Origin of the sequence: Halochromatium roseum (assembly GCF_016653315.1) — a bacterium.
GTDB classification, from domain to species: domain Bacteria; phylum Pseudomonadota; class Gammaproteobacteria; order Chromatiales; family Chromatiaceae; genus Lamprobacter; species Lamprobacter roseus.
Genome location: NZ_NHSH01000057.1, coordinates 139,506 through 158,946, shown reverse-complemented (window position 1 = coordinate 158,946; position 19,441 = coordinate 139,506). Strand labels below are relative to the sequence as shown.

Here is a 19,441-nt window from a genome sequence, read left to right as displayed (position 1 = left end):
GGTTCTCCTGGTTGGTTTGTGGGCACATCAGGGCAAGCTGTCCCGCGAGGTCAGCGAGCCAACGACAAAGGCGAGGTTCACCGCGCCGATCAGCGTGGCGGCATGCGCCTCTGCTTGTGCCTGGCGGGCGTCGAGCAGCGCGGTGTCGGCTTCGGTCGCGGCATCGAGGGTGCCGACGCCATTGCGATAGGCCGCTAAGGCGGCATCGTAGGTGGTCGCGGCGGCCTCGACCAGGGCGCTGGCGGCGCGGTGCGATTCGAGCGCGGTGCGCAGCGCATTGCGGGCGCCAACGATTTCGGTCACCGCGGCGGTCTGCACTCGTTGCAATGTATCAGCGGCGATCTCGGCTTGGGACTCGGCCTCTCTGACCTGAGCCTGTCGCAGACCGGCATCGTAGAGTGGCACCGTGACCCCGAGCAGCAGACCATTGCCCGAGCCCTGCTGACCGATGGCGGGCAGACCCGACAGATCGAAATCCCCCGTGCCTGAAGCAAGATTGCCACCCGCATAGAGCTTGGGCAGATAACCGGCCTGCGCGGCTTGCACCTCGGCCTGGCTGGCCTGCAGCGCGGCGTAGCTTGCGGCAACGTCAGGCCGTCGCGAAAGCGCCTGTCGAATCATCGCCTCGAGCGGGGCGGAGGCCGGCTGCGGAAGCGGCCGGCTCGCCGCGCTGAGCGCATCGACCTGCAACGCGGCATTCACGCCCACGGCGGCGAGTAGGGTCTGATAGGCATCGCGTTCCTCCCCCTCGGCTTGGACCCGACGGAGTTCGGCCTGCGCCACGGCTTGGCGTGCCTGCGCCGACTCCACGCTGGTGGCGAGCCCCTGGGTTTCGCGCGCTTCGACGGCGGCAAGGATCGCTTCGGCGTTGCGTAATGCCGTTTCGGCAAAGCCGCGTCGCTGGATCGCGGCGCCGTAGCGGTAATAGGCCTGCGACACCTCGAAGATCAGCTGTTGATGCCGGCCGTTGAACAGAATGTTGGCCGCGATCGCATGATGCTTGGCCGCTGTCGCGAGCGCCTGGCGCTGGCCGAAGTCGAACAGCAGCCACTGTAGCGCGAGCATCTGCGCCGTACCCTGCTCGGTGCTGTCGACACTGAGGGGTTCGCCCAGCAGGTCCGGCAGCGGTGTTGTCAGTTCCTGATAGCCGCCAATCACCGTCGCGCTGATCACCGGCAGATAGGTCGCCTCCACCATGCCGACCGCCAGCGCCGCCTGCCGTGCCTGCTGCCAGGCGACGCGAGTCGCCGGGTTGGTCCGTTGTGCGAGATCGATCAGCTCAGGCAGCCGATAGGTGCGGTCCGGATCGACACCCTTGGTCAGCGGGAGCTGCGCGCGTGCTGAATCCGCGGGGATGCTGAAGTGTGCCGTCCCGTCCTCTGGCGTTGGCGGGTGCGCGCGTGCGCGACTCCACAGGCCGGTTTCCTCGTCGCCCCGAGGCGTCCAGGGCTGGTCGAGCGAAGGGGAGGTCATGTTCACCGCGTTGGAGGCGCAGCCGGCCAGCATTAGCACCAGAACGAGGACGACCGCCAAAGCCATGGCGGAAGTGAGCACTGATGCGCCGGCGCGCACCGAGGCGCTGGCGAGCATTGAGGTGAAAGCCTGTAATGAAGCGCCAGCGCGCAATAAGACGCCAGCGCGGGGCAACCAAGCATGGCGGTTCGTCATCCCGCAGCCCTCTGGAGCTGGTTGAGCTGGCGACTAAAGGGGCCGACGAAGGGCGCTAAATCGGTATGCAGCGTCGGAGACGACGCAGCACCCGGACTGAGGTTCAGGCTGCAGTCGGCGCCGCGGTTAGGGCTGGAGCTTAGGCTGGAGCCAGCGTCGGGACCGGGGCTGGAGCCAGCGCCCGAGCCGAAGCCAGAGCCGGCGTGGTCGGCGTCAAGCGCGGATGCTTCCGCGGCTCCGTCAAAGCGTTCGGCAAGGTAATCGAGCTGCTCGGCGGTTTGCCTGAGGTCTGGGTCAGGGCTCAGCCAGATCGCGCGATTGAGCGCCTCGATCTCGGCGACCGCGCCATGCAGCGCTGCCTCGCTCGCGGGCGTCGGCCTGAGCGCGCGGGGCTCGAAGGGCAGCAGACGCAGCACCTCCTCGCCCTTGCCGACCAGCGCTTCGATCGCGGCGGCGCTGCTCACGGCGTTGAGTCGCCTGGCGGGTGCCAGCCGCGCCATCCCGGCCAGCCCCGAGAGGGCGCGCGCGAACAAGGCACGGGCCTCGCCGACGATGGGCGCCGGCCAGAGGCGCGTAAAGATCAGGTAGACCACGAGATTGCCGAGCAGGATGCCAACAATGCGGCCTTGCGCCGTGTCCAGACTGACACTCGGCCCGAAACCTTGTAGCACCGTCAGCAAGAACGCCAACGCAACCTGGACGCCGGCGTAGGAGAGGCGCTCGGGGCCGGTCGAAACCCAGGCGCCGACCAGGCAGCCGAAGAATACCAAGGCCATCAGTGCGCCGATGCCGTCGATATGGGGAATGACCCAAAAGATCGCCGCGACCCCGATCGCCGCTCCGATCAGGCAGCCGATGATGCGCAACGCCAGCTTGTGCACCGTCTCTCCGGTGGTGCCGAGCGCGGCGACATAACAGGTGACCATCGCCGTATGGATGCCCTGCCAGTCAATCGCCGTATAGATGAGAAAGCAGATGACCGCGGCCGCCGTGGTCTTAAGCGCAAAGCGGATGTAGGCGGGATTGCTCAGCGCATCCGGGGCGACGAAGGGCGTCTTGGGTGCCGGCACGACCTCGGCCTCGGGCGCGCCGGCAAGCACATTGAGGGCATCCCAGGCCGCGCGCTCGGCGGGATCAGCCCAGGTTGCAGCCTCGCCCGGATCAGCCCAGGTTGCAGCCTCGGCGGAATCAGCCCGGGCTGCACCCTCGGCGGGCTCATCCCAAGCTACCCCCTCGGTGGGATCGACGTCTGCCTTATCCGCGCGGGCATCCGCGTCTTCGAGCGGCCCTTGGGCGATGAGGCGAGTACGGGGCGGCGATCGCGCCGGAGCCGGAGCCGGAGCCGACACTGGAGCTGGCGCCTGAGCCGACACTGGCGCCGGCGCCTTGCCCTGACCGAGCGCGGCATGGGCGGCGCGGATCTGCTCTGCGAGCCGGGCGCGGCGAGCCGGGTCGAGCGCATCCGGAAGTGCCGAGACCGCGAGCATCAGCGCATAGCCGGCGCGCAGATCGGCGGCGATTTGCCGGGCGTCCGCGCGCGGCACCAGCCGCAACAGCCGGGTCGCCAGCACCTGCGGTTCGAAGGGCGCGTTGCCTTCGCGCAGCAATTCGCGCAACTCCGCGCGATCACCTGTCTCCAGCGCCTCCGCGGCGGCGGCAAGCCGCGCGCGGAGCTGATCGCGCAACAGCCTCACCGGCGAGAAGCCGAGCAGGAGATTGAAGCCGATCATCAAGAGCATCGGCAGTGCGGCCATGGCCCAGGCCTCACGCAAGGCGAAGCTGGCGGCATCACCAAAGGGCGCCTTGACGATCAGCGTCAGCACGAAGGCGATGATCAACGCCATCACGCTGCCTTGCTCGCCGAGCTGCGTTGCCGCGCCGAGGTAGAGCAACAGGCCGGAGCTGATGACGATCGCCAACATGATGTGCAACGTCGACCCCTGGGTCAGGTTGATGATCCAGGCCAGCAGCGCGATCAACCCCGGCAACAGCAGCAGGAAGCCGATGCCGGTGCCGATGTTCGCCACCGCGTCGGGCTTCATCAAGAAGATGATCAAGTAGCAGCTGATCGCCGCCTCAGGGATCTCGAACAGCATCGCCGCGCCGGTCACCAGCGCGCAAAGCAGCGCGATGCGCCAGGTCAGGCCGGCGCGACCGGAGAAGGGTTGCAGGTCCTCCAGCACCTGGTGCCAGCGCGACGGCGCGGGCGAGAGGACTGATGGTTGTGCCGACCTGGGAGCCGCCGTTGGTGCCGACGAGGGGCCCGACGAAGAGGCCGACTGCGATGCCGTTGTGGGTGCCGATTGGGCTGCCAGTGACACCACGGGCGGATCACTCAGCGGCGCCAGGGTCACAGTCTTCACCATGCCGCACCACCGCAACCGCGGATGCGCCCACGCGCATCAGCGGCGCGGGTGGATGGTCGAGCCTGATCCGCACCGGAAAGCGCTGGATGATGCGCACCCAGTTGAGCGACTTCGGCACATAGGGCACACCGCGCGGTAGGTTGACCAGATCCTCGGAGATGACGCCCCAGCCGATGCTGTCGACCCGGCCGGCGACCGGACGCGAGCGATCGGCCAGCACGTAGACGCTTGCGCAATCACCGATCGCGATGCGCGACAGCTCGGTCTCGGGGAAGGTGGCCGAGGCATACCAGTGCTCGCTGTCGATCAGCGTGAACAGCGACTGACCGGGCGCGACGATCTCGCCGGTGGAGACGGTCAGGCCGACCACCAGTCCGTCATGCGGCGCGCGCACCTCGGTCGCCGTCAGTTCGTGCTCGGCGATCGCCAGGGCCGCGCGTCGGGCGTCGACCAGTGCCTCCGAGGCAGCGAGCGTTGTCACCAGCGCCTCCGCGGCCTCGGCCTGGCGCAGCGCCTGATCCAGGCTGGTCTGCGCATCGTCCCGGGCCGTGCGCGCGTCATCGACCTGCTGGGCCGTGACGTAGCCCTTAGGTGCCAGGGGTAGGAGCCGGGCCAGGGTCGCCTCGGCGAGCGCAAGGTTGGAGCGCGCGCGCCGCACCTGCTCGGTGGCGACAGCGGCATTCGACTGCTCGGCCAGGATCGTCCGCCGCTGGGCATCGCGCGTCGCCTCGGCAAGGCGCAGCTCGGCCCGGGCCTGCGCCACGGCCAGCTGGTAAGGCTTGGGATCGAGCGCAAACAGGAGCTCGCCCTCGGCAACACGCTGGTTGTCGGTCACGGCGATGGTCACCACCCGTCCGGCGATGGTGGCGGCGACGTTCACCCGATTCGCGCTCAGCACGGCATCCTCGGAGAGTGGGTTGTTCGCGGCGCGCTGCAGGAACCACCAACCGGAGGCGACCGCGCCGATGAGGATCAGCGCCGCGAGGCTGATGCCGACGACCGTGTAGCGGCGTGCGTAGGCCGATCGCGCCATCGGCTAACGTCCAAAGACCTTGGCCGAGATGGCAAGGGCGATCGAGCAGGCGAGCGCGATGTACACCAGCGTCCGCAGCGGCATGCCTTGATCCACGCCCAAGCGGATCAGGAGGCTGCGCACCAGCACCGAACCGAGGATACCGAGCGTGGCGCTGATCAGCCAAGAAGGAAAGTAGGCACCATAGAAGGGCAGTTCTGGGCTCATGCTGTCTAGCATACCTCAGGACTCCAGCGAGCCTCCGGACTCCGTTCAATCGGAGGCCAAGGATAGGCCACCGGCGATCGGCAGGTTGCCAACTGGCCGGCCGGATGGGCCGGATTTGACGCGCTAACCGCTGCTTGAGGGTCTGGCTCGCTCACCGCTGCTCGAGACCGCTGCATCTGCCAGGGTCCCAATCCGTCCACGCCCGCTTCGCTTCACCTCCAGCATGGCCAGATCGGCCTGATGCAGCAAGGCGTCCAGGTCGACGGGATGATCGGCACGCAGGCAGGCGACGCCGATACTGGCGTTCAGGCTCACAGGCTTGCCCTGGTCGTTGAGGATCTTGGACGCCCGGATCTCCTGCAGCAGGCGTTCGGCGAGGCCAAGCGCCGCTGGTTGATCTTGGCTGATGAGCACGACGAATTCATCACCGCCCCAGCGTCCGACCACATCCTCGGCGCGTGTGACCCGGCTGCAGCAGGCGGCAAAGACCTGGAGGGCGCGATCGCCGACAAGATGACCATGGACATCGTTGATGGTCTTGAAGCGGTCGACATCGAGCAACAGCAATGCGATCCAGCCCTGAGTCCGCCGCGCCCGGGCGATCTCGCGTTCCGCCAGCGTGGTGAAGTGGAATCGGTTGGCGATCCCGGTCAAGGGGTCGGTGCGCGCCTGTTGCTGCAACGCGCTACGACCTTTGAGCAAACGCAGGTAGTTGCGCAGGGCAATAAACCCCAACGCCATGATCAGGGTCCAGCCCAACACCGCCAGCCAGGCCAAACGATACCAGTCCGCCAACCAGTTGGCGCAATCGATGCCCAGGATGATCGTATAGGGGGTGCCCTCGATCTTCAGCGAGCCGAAGTAGCGGGTTTTCTGGTCTAGCGGAGAGCGCACGGAGGCGACCCGAAAGCGCTCGTCGGAGCTGAGGAAGTCGATCAAGTCCGGACTGTCGACCAACTGCCCGATCGCCTGCGGCAACGGCGGGTAGCGCGCCAGCAGCATGTATTGGTCGTCGACGATCGCCAGGGAATCGAGGCGACCCGTGCCCAGGCGGGCCAGCCATTGGCTGAAGAACTCGAGATCCAGGGCAATGGCGACCAGACCGAGAAAGCGCCCGTCCTCGGCACGCAGCGCGCGTGCATGGGTCACATTCACCGGGCCGATGTTGGCGCGATAGCCGCGCGTGACCAGGCTATCGAGTTCGGGATCGGCCTGCAGCCGCTGACAGTATTCGCGCTCGCTGGCGTCGTAACCGAGCCTGGCGTTGCCATGCGTGACCACGCAGGCTCGATCGAAGACGCCATAGAGGATGGCATGGGGAAAGGTCTTGTAGCGCTGCGCGAGCCGTTGGCTCAGATCGGCATGGGCCTGGGGGTCGGGATGGGGATAGCGGAGGTCATCGGGGTCGATCTGGCCGGCCATGTCCCGCAACAGGTAATCCGAGGCGACAAAGGCGCCGCGAATCCATTCGGCGATCAGTTCCGAGGAGAAGGCCAGGCGGCTCTCCTGAAGCTCCAGGGTCCGCTGATACGACGTCCAGAGGTACAGTCCCATGAGAAGACTCGACAGAATCAACAACAACGCATAGGCGGCAAGCCCTGAACTCCTTTTTTGCAACTGACTGCTCCTGTCTGAACGAAACCCAGGATGATACCGACGACCTTGCTTGATGTCACAAGCCGGTCGGCTGGGCTGCTACACTGTCCCATCGTCTCGGCAGTCAGAGCGCAACCCATGCCTGGTCGCGCGACGCATTGCACCGAGGGCTGTTGATCTTCAACCATGTGGTATCCGCTAAACATCGCGTTCTTGATCCTGATGTGTTTCACCACCGCAATGGCCGCGAGCGCCGATTCTTCGGCGCCAATGCCAAAGCCAGCGCCAGCGCCAAAACCAACGCAAACGCACGGAGTCCTGTTCGAGGCGGTGCGCGTCTTTGACGGCACCGCCGAGCAGCTCACCCAGCCAGATCAGCGCCAGCATCCGGGTCAGCTCGGCGAGGTAGTCGGGCCAGGCGATCACCAGACCGGTGACCTGCACCTGATCATCAAGAAAGCGGCGCAGCAGGGGCATCCAGAACAGTAGGGTCAGTGGTGCGCTCAGCTGTCGCAGCAAGGTGCTAGGGCGGGCATCCCAGGCACGGCGGTGCGCCCAACGCAGCACCAGCCCGAGCAGGACCAGGGTCAGCGCCAGACTAGCCCAGTCTCCAGTAGGGCCTCCAGCTCAGCCAGGATGCGCGCGATTCAGGTCGACTCGGCATCGTGCCGACAGCGCCGGGTTGGCTCGGAGTCACTGCCGGCAGCGCAGATCAAAAGGTCTTGCCGTCGAACCCGAACAGGTGCCGTGGCGGTGAGGCGAATTCGATGTAGACCCGGTTGGAGGGGATCGCGAGGGTCTCGTCGAGCAGCTCGCAGAGTGCCGCCGAGAGCGCTGGGGTCTGATCTTCGGGCAGCCCCAGGCTTTTCAGCTCCAGGAAGGCGAGCGGGCTGGTGTCGCCGCCAAAGCACATCGCCGGGGTTGGCTCGAGGATCACCATGACATAGCGCTCCGGCTTGCCGAGTAGCTCGGCGACACGGGCGGAGGCGCGTTCGAGGAGCGACTCGGTCGCCGTCGATTCAAGAGGGGCGTTGGTCTTGATGATGAGGGTGGGCATGGAAGACCTCGCTGCTGTGGTTTGCTGAGTCGGCAGCATAGCCGATCACTGGGATGAACGTTGAACCGGGTTGAGCCTGCTGAATGTTTAGCCGCCGGGCGGTGGCCGCTCTGAGAGGACAGAGGGCACCGCTGGCCACGGCTTGGTCAAGCGCGGCACGCGTGGCGACGACAGGTTCGGCCATCCCCTCGAACGCTTCGACCGATATCGATGTGAGGGTCCCAGGTTAATGCCCCAGGTTCATTCCCCAGGTTAAGGCTCCCGGTCAATGTGGCTTGCAAGGAAATCCAGCAGCTGCTCGCAATGGGTCTCCAGTTGAGGGGTCGGGTCGTGTCCGGCACTGTTGATCGCGGTCAGCTGAATCTGGTCATCGACGCGCTGTTGGTAGATCTGTTCGGCATCGGCGTAGGGCACCAACTGGTCTGCGGTGCCGTGGGCGAGCAATACCGGGCAGCGGACTGAGCGGATGCTGTTGATCGGAGCAATGGCATCGAATCGATGACCGATCAGCCATTCCGTGTAGCGCACCACCAGCGTCACCACAAGCCTCGGCACCGGCAGATGCGCCATCACTCGGGCGGTGACCTCGGCAGGATGGGCAAAGGCCGAGAGACTGATCGCGGCATCGATCGCGGCATGGCGGGTGGCGGCGAACAAGGCCGCGCCGGCACCAACCGAGTGACCGATCACCGCGATCTTGGCCGCACGCGCCGGCTGCTGTTGGCGCAGCCAGTCGATCGCGTGCTCCAGGTCCTCGGCGAACCGGGGCAGGGACGAGAAGGTATCGCTGTCGCTGTCACCGTGGTTGCGGGCGTTGAGCAGCAGGAGATTGAATCCGGCCTTGGCCAGCGGGTAGGCCAGCGGCAGCATCTGTTCGGCGTTGCTGCCCCAGCCGTGGAGGATCAGGATCGTGGCTTGCGCACGGCGCTCTGCCATGGGCATTTGTCTCTCAGCGGTGGCGCCGCCGGGCCGCGCCAGCTGGGCGGGGATCAGCCAGGCGGCGAGTGAGCGTTGGCGCGCGGTTGGAATCCGCAGCGACTGATAAGGCAAGCCATGGTCAGCCGGTGTTGCACGCAGCCGAATGCGGGGCGCTCGAAACCCAAAGTGGATGCCGAGCGGGACCAGCATGCACAACAGGCCAGCGACCAGTGCCGCGATGCCGCCCAGGATCAGCGTGGCTTCAGGGAGCAGCGCGGCAGGTGCGTTCATTTGGGTGATGCTTTTGCGAGTCCATGGTACATCCTGTAACTGGCAGAGGCCCAGCAGCGATGCTGAAACGCAATCGAGGTCATCTTGGTTTGATGAGATTCGATCAGTCTCGGCGAGCCCGAGACGAGGAAAACCTCATCGCCCTTCCGGCCCCTCTGGATTGATGACCTCGATCAGCATCAGATAGCTGGCGATCAGGAAGCAGCATGAGCCGAGAAAGGTCGAGCGATTGCTGAGCATCGGGTCCTGGAAATCGGACTTGAATCCGAACCAGGCGCAGAGAAAGAAGCCGATGGCGCCCAGCAGGTTGAACAGACCGCTCCACCAGCCGAGCCGATCCCAGGCGGGTCTGAGCACGCTGGGCTGCACCTCGCGCATCGCCATCCAGGCGGCAATCACGAACCAGGTGGCGCCGATCATCTGCGGTAGCCAGTACCAAGTGAAGGCATCGATCGCTGGATGCGTCGCCAAGAGCGCGCCGACCACGCAGGGCAGGAAGAAGATGGTCGCGCCCAGCAACTGCGCCAGATTCAGCCAGTAACCCCAGTTGGCCGGTTGCAGCCCGATCCATCGAAAACGATGATCGTCGGCATGTAGGGCGCGGCTGTGTCCGCCCTCGTCATCCCGCAACAGCGACAGATAGCGCGGCGCGTTCAGTACCTCTGACCAGGAGAGATAGCCGCCGATCAGGAAGATCCCGCCACCAAGCACGGCTGTCCAAATCGGCACATCGGCCTTGATCGCGGGCGCATCGGAAAACGGCAGCACGGTGACCAGGCCATTGATCAGCCAAACCAGGCTGCCGAGGGTAAAGACCGCCGCGACCCACCAGGACAGTGACCGCCACTGAACCGCAAACAAGCGATACCTTACTCGCGCCGCATAAACCCCATCGGCCGTCTCCAGTGGGTGCGAACGCCGTTTTCGATGATTACGGGCGTTCCAATGCAGCGCAATCCCTGCCTCCGGGTGACGGAAGACATGCTGAAACGAGCGCGCCTCAGCCGTGTCAAAACGGCGCAGCTCAGACATCAGGGAGGCATCGCGGCTCATGGCAGATCCTCCAAACCGCGATCCAACGCCTGGAGGCGATACAGCGTCTCGAGCGCTTTGCGCGGACTGAGTTCATTCGGGTCCAGCTCGCGCAGCGCCGCTAAGGCCCGACTCGGCGCTAAGGCCCGACTCGGCGTTGGCTCGCGGACCATGGCCGGTTCTGGCAGCGAACCGGATTCTGGGCTGAGCGCCTGCTCGGTCGACGCAGAGGATGCGGACATCGACTTGGATGCAGACCTCGCCTTGGATGCGGATCTCGACCTGGACGCACCAGATACACCGGATGCCTTGAGGGTTGAGGCGGAAGACGCCCTGGTCTGATCTTGCACGGCCATGCCCTCCGAGGGTTCGGACGCAAACAGCGAGAGCTGCCTAACACCTTGGTCGCGCGCCACCGATTGCTCCTCGAGCCGGCGCAGATGCTCACGCGCGCGGGCGATGACCGCCGCAGGCACGCCAGCCAGCGCCGCCACCTGCAGACCATAGCTCTGGCTGGCCGGCCCCTCGCGCAGCGCATGCAGAAAGACGATCCGCTCGCCATGCTCGACGGCATCGAGATGCACATTGCGTACGCTCGGATGACGCTCGGGCAGCGCGGTCAGCTCGAAATAATGGGTGGCAAACAGGGTGAAGGCGCGTAGCTGATCGGCCAGCGCCTCGGCGCAGGCCCAGGCCAACGAGAGGCCGTCGAAGGTGCTGGTGCCGCGACCGATCTCGTCCATCAGCACCAGGCTGTTAGCGGTGGCGTTATTGAGGATATTGGCGGTCTCTTCCATCTCGACCATGAAGGTGGAGCGACCGCGCGCAAGATCATCGGCGGCGCCGATGCGCGAGAAGATGCGATCGATGGGGCCAAGCTCAGCGCTCTTTGCCGGTACGAAGCTTCCGGCATAGGCCATCACCAGGATCAACGCCACCTGACGCATGAAGGTCGACTTGCCGCCCATGTTGGGGCCGGTGATCACCAGCATCCGCTCGGCGTTGTCGAGATTGAGTCCATTCGGTACGAAGGGCTCGGCGCGCACCTGCTCGACCACCGGATGACGGCCATCCTCGATGCGAATCCCGGGCCTGTCCAGCAGCCGCGGTCGGCTCCAGTTGAGCCGTTCGGCGCGCTCGGCCAGATTGCACAGCACGTCCAGCTCGGCGATCGCCGCCGCGCTGGCTTGCAACGGCGCCAGCTCGGTCTGCAAGCGCTCGATCAGCACCTCGTAGAGCAGCCGCTCGCGCGCCAGTGACCGCTCGCGCGCGCTCAGCACCTGTTCCTCGAAACGCTTCAGCTCCGGGGTGATGTAACGCTCGCTGCCCTTCAGCGTCTGGCGGCGCTGATAGTCATCGGGCACGCGCTCGGCATGACTGCGCCCGAGTTCGATGTAGTAGCCATGCACCCGGTTGTAGCCGACCTTCAGCGTCGCGATGCCGGTGCGCTCGCGCTCGCGCTGCTCCAGGTCGATCAGGAACTGATCGCCATGCTCGGCCAGATCGCGCAGCTCATCCAGCTCGGCATCATAGCCGCGGGCGATGACGCCACCATCGCGGATCAGCATCGGCGGCTGTTCGATCAGGGCGCGCTGCAACAGGTCGACCAGTGCCGGATGCTCGCCGAGGGCCTGGTCGAGCTGGCCAAGGCGAGCACTGTCGACCAGGCCCAGCTCGGCATGCAGCGCCGGCAGCCGCGCCAGCGCCTCGCGCAGCGCGGCCAGATCGCGCGGCCGCGCCGAACCAAGCGCGACCCGCGCCAGGATGCGCTCGAGATCGCCAATCGCCGCCAACTCCTCGCGCAAGGCCTCGAAGACGCCGGAGAGCAGCAGCGCCTCGATTGACGCATGTCGTTCGCCGACCGCGACGGGATCGCGCAGCGGTCGATTGATCCAGCGCCGCAGCAGGCGCGCGCCCATCGCGGTGACGGTGCGGTCCATGATCCCGGCCAGCGTGTGCTGATCGGCACTGCCGCCATGTCCGCTGCTAAAGCCCGTGCCCAGTGCACTGCTCAGCGAGCGAGTCAGCTCGAGGTTGCGACGGGTGGCGGCATCCAGGATCAGCGCATCGTCGCGGTTTTCGGTGCGCAGACCCCGCAGATGGGGCAGGGCGACGCGCTGGGTCTCTTTCACATATTGCAGCAGACAACCCGCGGCGCCGATCGCCAGCCGCAATCCGGCGCAGCCAAACCCGCTCAGATCCTGGGTGCCGAATTGCTCGCAGAGCAGATGCTCGGCGCTGTCGGCGTCGAACTGCCAGGACGCCCGGCGCGTGATGCCGGCTGCCAGACCAGATGCCAGCTGCTCGCCAAGCTGCTCGGATAGTCTGCTGCTCTCGCGCAGTAACAGCTCAGCCGGGCGCAAACGTTCAAGCTCGGCGATGAGCGCCTCCTGGCCCTCGATCTCGAATACCGAAAACCGTCCGCTAGCCAACTCCAGTACCGCAAATCCCACGCGGCCGCTTGCGTCCGCATCTGATCTGGCGCCCGACATAGCGGCTGCGCCGGGCCTGCCTTCAGGCTCAGCCAGGGCGCAGATCAGACTCTCTTGCCGCTCCTCGAGCAACGCCTCATCGGTCAGGGTGCCGGGCGTTACGATCCGCACCACCTCACGCTCGACCGGCCCCTTGGTCTTAGCGGGATCACCTTTCTGCTCGCAGATCGCAACCGAGACACCCGCTCGCACCAGCCGCGCGAGATAACCCTCGGCGGCATGGTAAGGTATGCCGGCCATCGGAATCGGTTGCCCGGCCGACTGGCCTCGTTTGGTGAGGGTGATATCGAGCAGCCGCGCGGCGCGCTGGGCGTCGTCGAAGAACAGTTCGTAGAAATCACCCATGCGATAGAACAGCAGCATGTCCGGAAACTCCGCCTTGATGCGCAAATATTGCTGCATCATTGGCGTGTGCTCAGCCTTTGGCTTAGCCGTATGTTCGGCCGTAAGCTCTGCTAATCGCTCGACTCGCGTTGTTTTCTGGTCACTCAATCTGCGGTTTCCTAGCATCGGTTTCTTAATGGGCTTAGCCTGGCTCGATCGCGCTGGCCGAACAGGCCGAACAGGCCCGGCAGATGGCTCGGCCGAGCGGTGGCTTCAGAGGCTCTGATCTTGGGCCATCGCCGGCGAGCACGTTAGTCTCTCACCCAGGATGACGGCAAGGACTGGCGATGACAGACCGATTCAACGATCTCGAACCAGCGACCTCAATTCAGCAATCCCGATCCAGCGGACCAAAAGCATTACCCACTCATGATCTTTAATGAACAGCAGCTCAAACAGGTGCTGCCAGCTACCTATGTGGAACGAGGTCGGCGCTACCTTCGCGAAGGACATGTGCTCAGTGTCGAGCAACGTGCCGAAAAAGGCGTGATCTCAGGTCGGGTACGCGGGTCCGGCGCCCGGGTGTATCAGGTCGTGGTGCAGGTTGATGATAGCGCAGGACCTAAGAACAGCATCCGCGGGCACTGCTCTTGCCCGGTAGGCTGGAACTGCAAGCATGTAGCCGCCGTTTTGCTGAGCGCTGGCACAGCGAAGGCAGCAGGTGGGGAGGCGCGGGTCCCGCGCCGCCCGCAGCCTGCTCTACCTCGTAAGGCGCTGCCGGCGCGGATCGCGAGCTGGCTCTACGAGACCGAGCAGTTGGAGCTTGAAGAGGACGATCAGCAGTGGCTGCTCTATCTACTGCGACTGCAGATGCAAGCCATTTCCCATCCTAAGGTGATTCTGAACGCAGTCAAGGTGCGAATCCTCAAGAGTGGCGGCTACGGCAAACCGAGTACGTTCAATCTGCGCGGCCAATCGAAGGCACGTTTCATTCGGTCTGAGGATCGCAGCATCATTGCGCTGTCCGCGGCGCAGCCGAGCGGTGGCGAGTTTGGTGCCGCGGTGCTCAGCGACGATCTGGGTATCGAACTGCTTGAGGCTGTGCTGCGATCCGGCCGTGGTTACTGGCGGGACCAGAATGGGCCGCGTCTGACGCGAGGCGCTCCGGTCACGGGCGAACTCAGCTGGCGCTGGGGTGAGGATTCCCAGCTCCATCAGCATTTCGAGACCAAGCGCGAGGGGCTTGTGCTCTTGCCACTCTGTCCTCCCTGGTACCTTGACCCGAACTCAGGCGAGTGCGGCCCCATCGAGACCTCGCTCGGTGAGCCCGAGGCGACTGCCCTGGTGCGGGCGCCAGCGATCCCGCTTGCGCATCTTGATGCCTTCAAGGAACAGTCGAGCACTCGGCTCAAGGGACTCAAGCTGCCAACACCGCTTCGGCCCAAGCAGCGCCGGGTCAGCGTCGATGCGCCAACGCCCTGCTTGCGGCTTTCGAGTCACACCGTTCCAGGGGTTCCAGGCTATGGCTATGGCCCCTGGGGTTATGCCGGGGCATCAGAGCCGCAGTGGGAGGATGAGGCCCGCCTCACGCTCGATTACGCCGGAGCGATGGTCGACCCGCGCGAGGCCGGGGAGCAGGTTTCCAATATAAAGGACGGGATGATGATCGAGTGCGACCGTCAACCCCAAGCCGAGCAAGCGGCGCTCAAGCGGCTCGAGACGCTTGGACTCGAGCAAAAGGTCGAGACCTCGGATCGGGTTGGCGTGCCCTTTGGTCCGCCCCGAGTCGAGGCTTGGCTGGCCTTCATGGACCGGGATCTGCCGGTGCTCGAAGGCGAGGGCTGGCGGATCGAGATCGATTCGGGCTTCCGCTTTCGGGTTGGTCGCATCGGCGAATGGGATCTAGATATCGAGGAGGGTGATGCCGGACGCTGGCTGGATCTCAGTCTGGGGGTCGAAGTCGACGGCGAGCGCTTGGACTTGCTGCCGATCCTGCTCAATCTGATGCAAAATCCAGCCGTTGATCTCTCCGCCGAGGCGCTCGCGGCACTGGCTGACGAGACCCGATTCAGTCTGCGGCTCGACGATGGGCGCTATGTCTTCTTCCCAGCCGAGCGGCTGAAGCCGATCCTCTCAACCCTGGTTGAGCTCTACGACCCAATGGCGCGCCTGAACGCTGATGGTCGCATGCGGCTGTCGCGCTTGCAGGCGGGGGAACTGGCGGAGCTGGAGCAGCAGGCCCCGAATCTGAGCTGGCGTGGGGCCGAGCAGGCGCGGGCTTGGGGCAAGCGACTGCGCGAGTTCGAGCGCATCGAGCCGGTCGCGCCGCCGGCCGAGTTGCAGGCAGAACTGCGGCCCTATCAGCAGGAGGGCGTCAGCTGGATGCAATTCCTGCGTGATTTCGAGCTCGGCGGCGTCCTTGCTGACGACATGGGGCTAGGCAAGACGATGCAGGCCTTAGCCCATCTGTTGATCGAAAAGGCGGCGGGGCGCGCGGATCGCCCGAGCCTGGTGGTCGCGCCAACCAGCCTGATGTTCAACTGGAAGCGCGAGGCCGATCGCTTCGCGCCAACGCTGCGGGTGGTCATCCTGCAAGGACCAAAACGTCAGGAAGACTTCGACACGATCGCCGAGCAAGATCTGGTGCTGACCACCTATGCCTTGCTGCCGCGCGATCTGGAGGTGCTTCGCGCCCAGCCTTGGCATCTGCTGATCCTGGATGAGGCGCAGGCAATCAAGAACCCGCGCAGCAAAGCGGCGCAAGCGGTGCGGTCGTTGGATGCGCGGCATCGGCTCTGTCTGAGCGGCACGCCGATGGAGAATCATCTCGGCGAGCTCTGGTCGCTACTCGATTTTCTAATGCCGGATCTGCTCGGCGATGAGCGCGGTTTCCGGCGCCTATTCCGCAACCCGATCGAGCGCCATGGCGATCAAGATCGGACCGAGCGCCTGCGCCGTCGCGTGGCGCCGTTCCTGATGCGACGCACCAAGGAGCAAGTCGCTACCGAGCTACCGCCAAAGACCGAGATCCTGCGCGAGGTGCCATTGGCCGCCGATCAACGCGATCTTTACGAAACCTTGCGCCTTGCCCTGCACGAAAAGGTGCGCAAGGAGATCGAGCGCAAGGGCCTGGCGCAGAGCGGGATCATCATCTTGGATGCGTTGCTGAAGCTGCGTCAGTGCTGCTGTGACCCGCGGTTGGTCTCGCTGACGAATGCGCGACGAGTGAAGGGCTCGGCAAAGCTAGATCTATTGATGGAGCTGCTTGAGGAACTGCTACAAGAAGGTCGTCGGGTGCTGCTGTTCTCGCAGTTCACAAGCATGCTGAGTCTAGTCGAGGAGGCCCTCGATAAACGCTTGAAGAAAAAGAAAGATCGCGACTATGTCAAGCTGACCGGACAGACCCGCGATCGGCAAACGCCGGTCGATCGCTTTCAGGCCGGAGAGGTGCCGTTATTCCTGATCAGCCTCAAGGCTGGCGGCAGCGGCTTGAATCTCACCGCAGCCGATACCGTGATCCATTACGACCCTTGGTGGAATCCTGCCGCCGAGCGCCAGGCGACCGATCGCGCGCATCGGATCGGCCAAGACAAACCGGTGTTCGTCTACAAATTATTGACCGAAGGTACGGTCGAGCAGCGTGTCGCGGAGCTACAGGCGCGCAAACAGGCGCTCGCCGACGCCATGCTAGAAGGTGGCGGCAGCGCGACAAAGTCGCTGAGCCATGAGGATCTGGAGCTGCTGTTTGCGCCCCTGGACGCGGTCTGAGTGGGACTGATTGAGCCTGGCCTCTTTTGTGCCTGTGCCTGATCCCTCGTCGGGGCCGAGCCACGCCAACTTACTACGGCTTTGCCCCAGACCGCAGCCCAGCCTGAGCTCGCAATCGATTGCGCAAGCTTGTACAGACGATGGCTTGCGTGCTCAGCCAACCAGCGCTTCGAGCCGCTCGGCATCGAGCACCCGATGGCCGCTCGCCTGAAGTGCCGTAATCGCCTGGTCCGGTTCCTGGAATCGGAACACCAGGATCGCTCGATCTTCGCGGCGCAGGGTAAAGGCGTAGACGTATTCGACATTGAGTCCAGCCTGCTCGAACACGCCGAGCACCTCGGCCAGGCCACCGGGTTGATCAGGCACCTCGACGGCAACGACCTCGGTCAGGTTAACCGCCCAACCGGCCGCGTTGAGCACGTCCGCAGCACGGGCAGGGTTCTGCACGATCAGCCGTAGGATGCCGAACTCGGCGGTATCAGCCAGGCACAGGGTCATGACGTTGATGCCCTCGGCGGCAAGCAGCCGGGTCGGCTCGATCAGCCTGCCGGGGCGGTTCTCAAGGAACAGGGAGAGCTGGTTAAGTTTCATGATGAACAGGCGGTTAGCTGCTGTGGTGGAGATGGACACGAATCCTAGTTGTTTCTATCTCGCTTCATTGGTGTTTATCCGTGGTACTGATCTGTAGGTAGAGGGTATGAGGTTGTCCAGGAAGCGCCTTAGTCGCCACGCTGGTCAACCACACGTTTGGCCTTGCCTTGGCTGCGCTCGATGCTATGCGGCTCGACCAGCCGCAGGCCGACGCGAATCCCGAGGATGCGCTCGATGGCCTGAGCGATGCGCTCGCGCATGTCTTCGATGACGCGCACCTGATCGCTCAGCACCTCGGGCGTGACCTCGACCTCGACCGTCATCTGATCCAGCCCCTGTTCGCGGCCGAGGATGATCCGGTAATGCGGCAGAGTACCCTCCACCGCCAGCAGCGCGGCCTCGACCTGCGACGGGAAGATGTTGACGCCACGGATGATGATCATGTCGTCGGAACGCCGGCCGATGCGCTGAATCCGGCGCAGGCTGCGCCCACAGCCGCAGCGTTCGTGGATGATGGCGGTGATGTCGCGGGTGCGGTAGCGGATCATCGGCATCGCCTGCTTGCTGAGGGTGGTCAGCACCAGCTCGCCTTCCTCGCCGTCTGGCAGTGGCTCGCCCGTCTCGGGGTCAATGATCTCCGGGTAGAAGTGGTCCTCGAACACATGCAGGCCATGGTGCTCGGGGCATTCGCTAGCAACGCCGGGGCCGATGATCTCGGACAGGCCATAGATATCGAAGGCGCTGATGCCGGCGGCCGCCTCGATATGGCTGCGCATGCCATCGCTCCAGGGCTCGGCACCAAAAACGCCAACCCGGAGCGGCAACTCGCGCAGGTCGATGCCAAGCTCGCCGGCACGCTCGACCAGATGGGTGAAGTAGCTCGGGGTCGAGAACAGCGCCGAGACGCCGAAGTCGCGGATCACCATGATCTGGCGCTCGGTATTGCCGCCCGAGATCGGGATCACCGTGGCGCCCAAGGCCTCGGCGCCATAGTGGGCGCCAAGACCGCCGGTGAACAGGCCATAACCGAAGGCGTTCTGCACGATGTCGCCGCGGTGCAGGCTGCAGCAGGCGAGGGTGCGCGCCATGACCTCGGACCAGACTTCGATATCCTCGCGGGTGTAGGCGACGACGATCGGTTTGCCGGTGGTACCGCTGGAGGCGTGCAGCCGCACCACCTCGCTCATCGGGCTGGCGAAGAGACCGAAGGGATAGGTGTCGCGCAGGTCGGCCTTAACCGTGAACGGTAGATGGCGGATATCCTGGAGCGACTCGATCGCGGCAGGGGTCAGATCGCGCTCGCGCAGACGCTCCTGGAACAGGGCGACGTTGTCGTAGGCGCGCTGCACCACAGCGCGCAGACGCCGCAACTGGACCTCCTTGAGCGCAGCTTCTGGCAGGAAATCAGGGGCGCTGGCGGGGTGGAAGCCCCCGGCAGCATCGTTCCAGAGCTCTTTCAGCATGGGAAAGCCTCAAGTTCATCGGGCGGAGTCGGCGGCAGGAAACGACCCGAGTGGTTGCTATGCTTGCATGTTGTCACGTTGTCAAGTTGGCGTGCTTGATCCCGGGTGCCTGCTATCTTCTAGCTAGGACCACGCGCCCGACCGAGCGCGAAGGCCTGGGCGTTGAGGGCGTGCAGCTTCTCGGCCAGGTTGGCCTGGATCGCCTGCTGCCAGTACAGCTCGCCGATCTCGAGTCCGGTCGAGAGGGCGCCGAGCATGGCGACGTTGAAGCTCTTCTTGTTCTTCAACGCACCCGGCTCGATGAGCTCCGGGCCGATCAGCAGACCGCCGGGATGCAGCAGTGGCCGAGCGACCTCGACCTGGGTCGGCTCGAGTACCAGCAGCACGTGGGCTTCGCCGGGCGGCACCATCGGACTCAGTACCGGGCTGTGCTCGGGGTGGCCATAGCGCACGTCGCTGGTGACCGAGCCGCCGCGCTGGCTCATACCGTGCAGCTCGCTCTTCTTGACGTCGAAGCCAGCGGCAAGCGCGGCATCGGCGAGGATGTCGGAGGCCTTGACGACGCCTTGGCCGCCGAGGCCTGCAATGACGATGTTGGTAATCATCGATGCTCTGTTTGGTGCCTGATTCGAGGA

14 protein-coding genes are annotated in these 19,441 nt (G+C 65.0%); 1 reads left to right on the top strand and 13 read right to left on the bottom strand.

The annotated features are described in order from the left end of the window. Window positions 1-27 precede the first annotated feature (27 nt). From CCR96_RS12215 to mutS, 10 genes are all read right to left on the bottom strand, one after another. A complete protein-coding gene (locus CCR96_RS12215) occupies window positions 28-1,668 on the bottom strand; it encodes a TolC family protein (protein ID WP_201220393.1) in 1,641 nt (546 codons plus the stop codon). After that, a complete protein-coding gene (locus tag CCR96_RS12210; protein WP_201220392.1) occupies window positions 1,665-4,034 on the bottom strand; it encodes an FUSC family protein in 2,370 nt (789 codons plus the stop codon). The genes CCR96_RS12215 and CCR96_RS12210 overlap by 4 nt, the downstream gene beginning before the upstream one ends. Further along, window positions 4,000-5,067: a multidrug transporter subunit MdtN gene (gene mdtN / locus CCR96_RS12205; protein ID WP_201220391.1), complete on the bottom strand. Its 1,068-nt coding sequence runs from the start codon at window positions 5,065-5,067 to the stop codon at window positions 4,000-4,002. Before mdtN ends, CCR96_RS12210 begins: the two co-directional genes overlap by 35 nt. 3 nt (window positions 5,068-5,070) lie before the next feature. After that, on the bottom strand, window positions 5,071-5,274 hold the full coding sequence (locus CCR96_RS12200) for a YtcA family lipoprotein (protein ID WP_207191949.1): 204 nt from the start codon (window positions 5,272-5,274) through the stop codon (window positions 5,071-5,073). 123 nt (window positions 5,275-5,397) lie between these two features. Next, window positions 5,398-6,828 (bottom strand): sensor domain-containing diguanylate cyclase, encoded by a 1,431-nt coding sequence (locus CCR96_RS12195; protein WP_201220389.1) that lies wholly within the window; start codon window positions 6,826-6,828, stop codon window positions 5,398-5,400. Between the two features lie 240 nt (window positions 6,829-7,068). Then, window positions 7,069-7,437: a hypothetical protein gene (locus CCR96_RS12190; protein WP_201220388.1), complete on the bottom strand. Its 369-nt coding sequence runs from the start codon at window positions 7,435-7,437 to the stop codon at window positions 7,069-7,071. Between the two features lie 145 nt (window positions 7,438-7,582). Further along, on the bottom strand, window positions 7,583-7,927 hold the full coding sequence (locus tag CCR96_RS12185; RefSeq protein WP_201220387.1) for a phenylpyruvate tautomerase MIF-related protein: 345 nt from the start codon (window positions 7,925-7,927) through the stop codon (window positions 7,583-7,585). A gap of 252 nt (window positions 7,928-8,179) precedes the next feature. Then, the gene (locus CCR96_RS12180) at window positions 8,180-9,136 is read right to left on the bottom strand and encodes an alpha/beta hydrolase (RefSeq protein ID WP_201220386.1); all 957 of its coding nucleotides are present in this window, start codon (window positions 9,134-9,136) and stop codon (window positions 8,180-8,182) included. Between the two features lie 135 nt (window positions 9,137-9,271). Further along, window positions 9,272-10,189 carry a hypothetical protein gene (locus tag CCR96_RS12175; protein WP_201220385.1) on the bottom strand — a complete coding sequence of 306 codons (918 nt, stop codon included), beginning with the start codon at window positions 10,187-10,189 and terminating at the stop codon, window positions 9,272-9,274. Beyond that, window positions 10,186-13,065 (bottom strand): DNA mismatch repair protein MutS, encoded by a 2,880-nt coding sequence (mutS, locus tag CCR96_RS12170; protein ID WP_201220384.1) that lies wholly within the window; start codon window positions 13,063-13,065, stop codon window positions 10,186-10,188. The genes CCR96_RS12175 and mutS overlap by 4 nt, the downstream gene beginning before the upstream one ends. A 348-nt stretch (window positions 13,066-13,413) precedes the next feature. Here mutS and CCR96_RS12165 point away from each other — a divergent pair, with 348 nt between their 5' ends. Next, complete coding sequence (locus CCR96_RS12165) at window positions 13,414-16,752, top strand: DEAD/DEAH box helicase (RefSeq protein WP_201220383.1); 3,339 nt, start codon at window positions 13,414-13,416, stop codon at window positions 16,750-16,752. Between the two features lie 153 nt (window positions 16,753-16,905). On the opposite strand, the gene CCR96_RS12160 is transcribed toward CCR96_RS12165, so the two are convergent. The 3 genes from CCR96_RS12160 to CCR96_RS12150 form a co-directional block, all read right to left on the bottom strand. Then, the gene (locus tag CCR96_RS12160) at window positions 16,906-17,343 is read right to left on the bottom strand and encodes an ACT domain-containing protein (protein WP_201220382.1); all 438 of its coding nucleotides are present in this window, start codon (window positions 17,341-17,343) and stop codon (window positions 16,906-16,908) included. Window positions 17,344-17,471: 128 nt separating this feature from the next. Then, entirely contained in the window at window positions 17,472-18,806 is a 1,335-nt protein-coding gene (locus CCR96_RS12155) for a phenylacetate--CoA ligase family protein (protein WP_201220381.1), read from the bottom strand. 119 nt (window positions 18,807-18,925) lie between these two features. Next, on the bottom strand, window positions 18,926-19,411 hold the full coding sequence (locus CCR96_RS12150) for a 2-oxoacid:acceptor oxidoreductase family protein (protein ID WP_201220380.1): 486 nt from the start codon (window positions 19,409-19,411) through the stop codon (window positions 18,926-18,928). Window positions 19,412-19,441 lie beyond the last annotated feature (30 nt).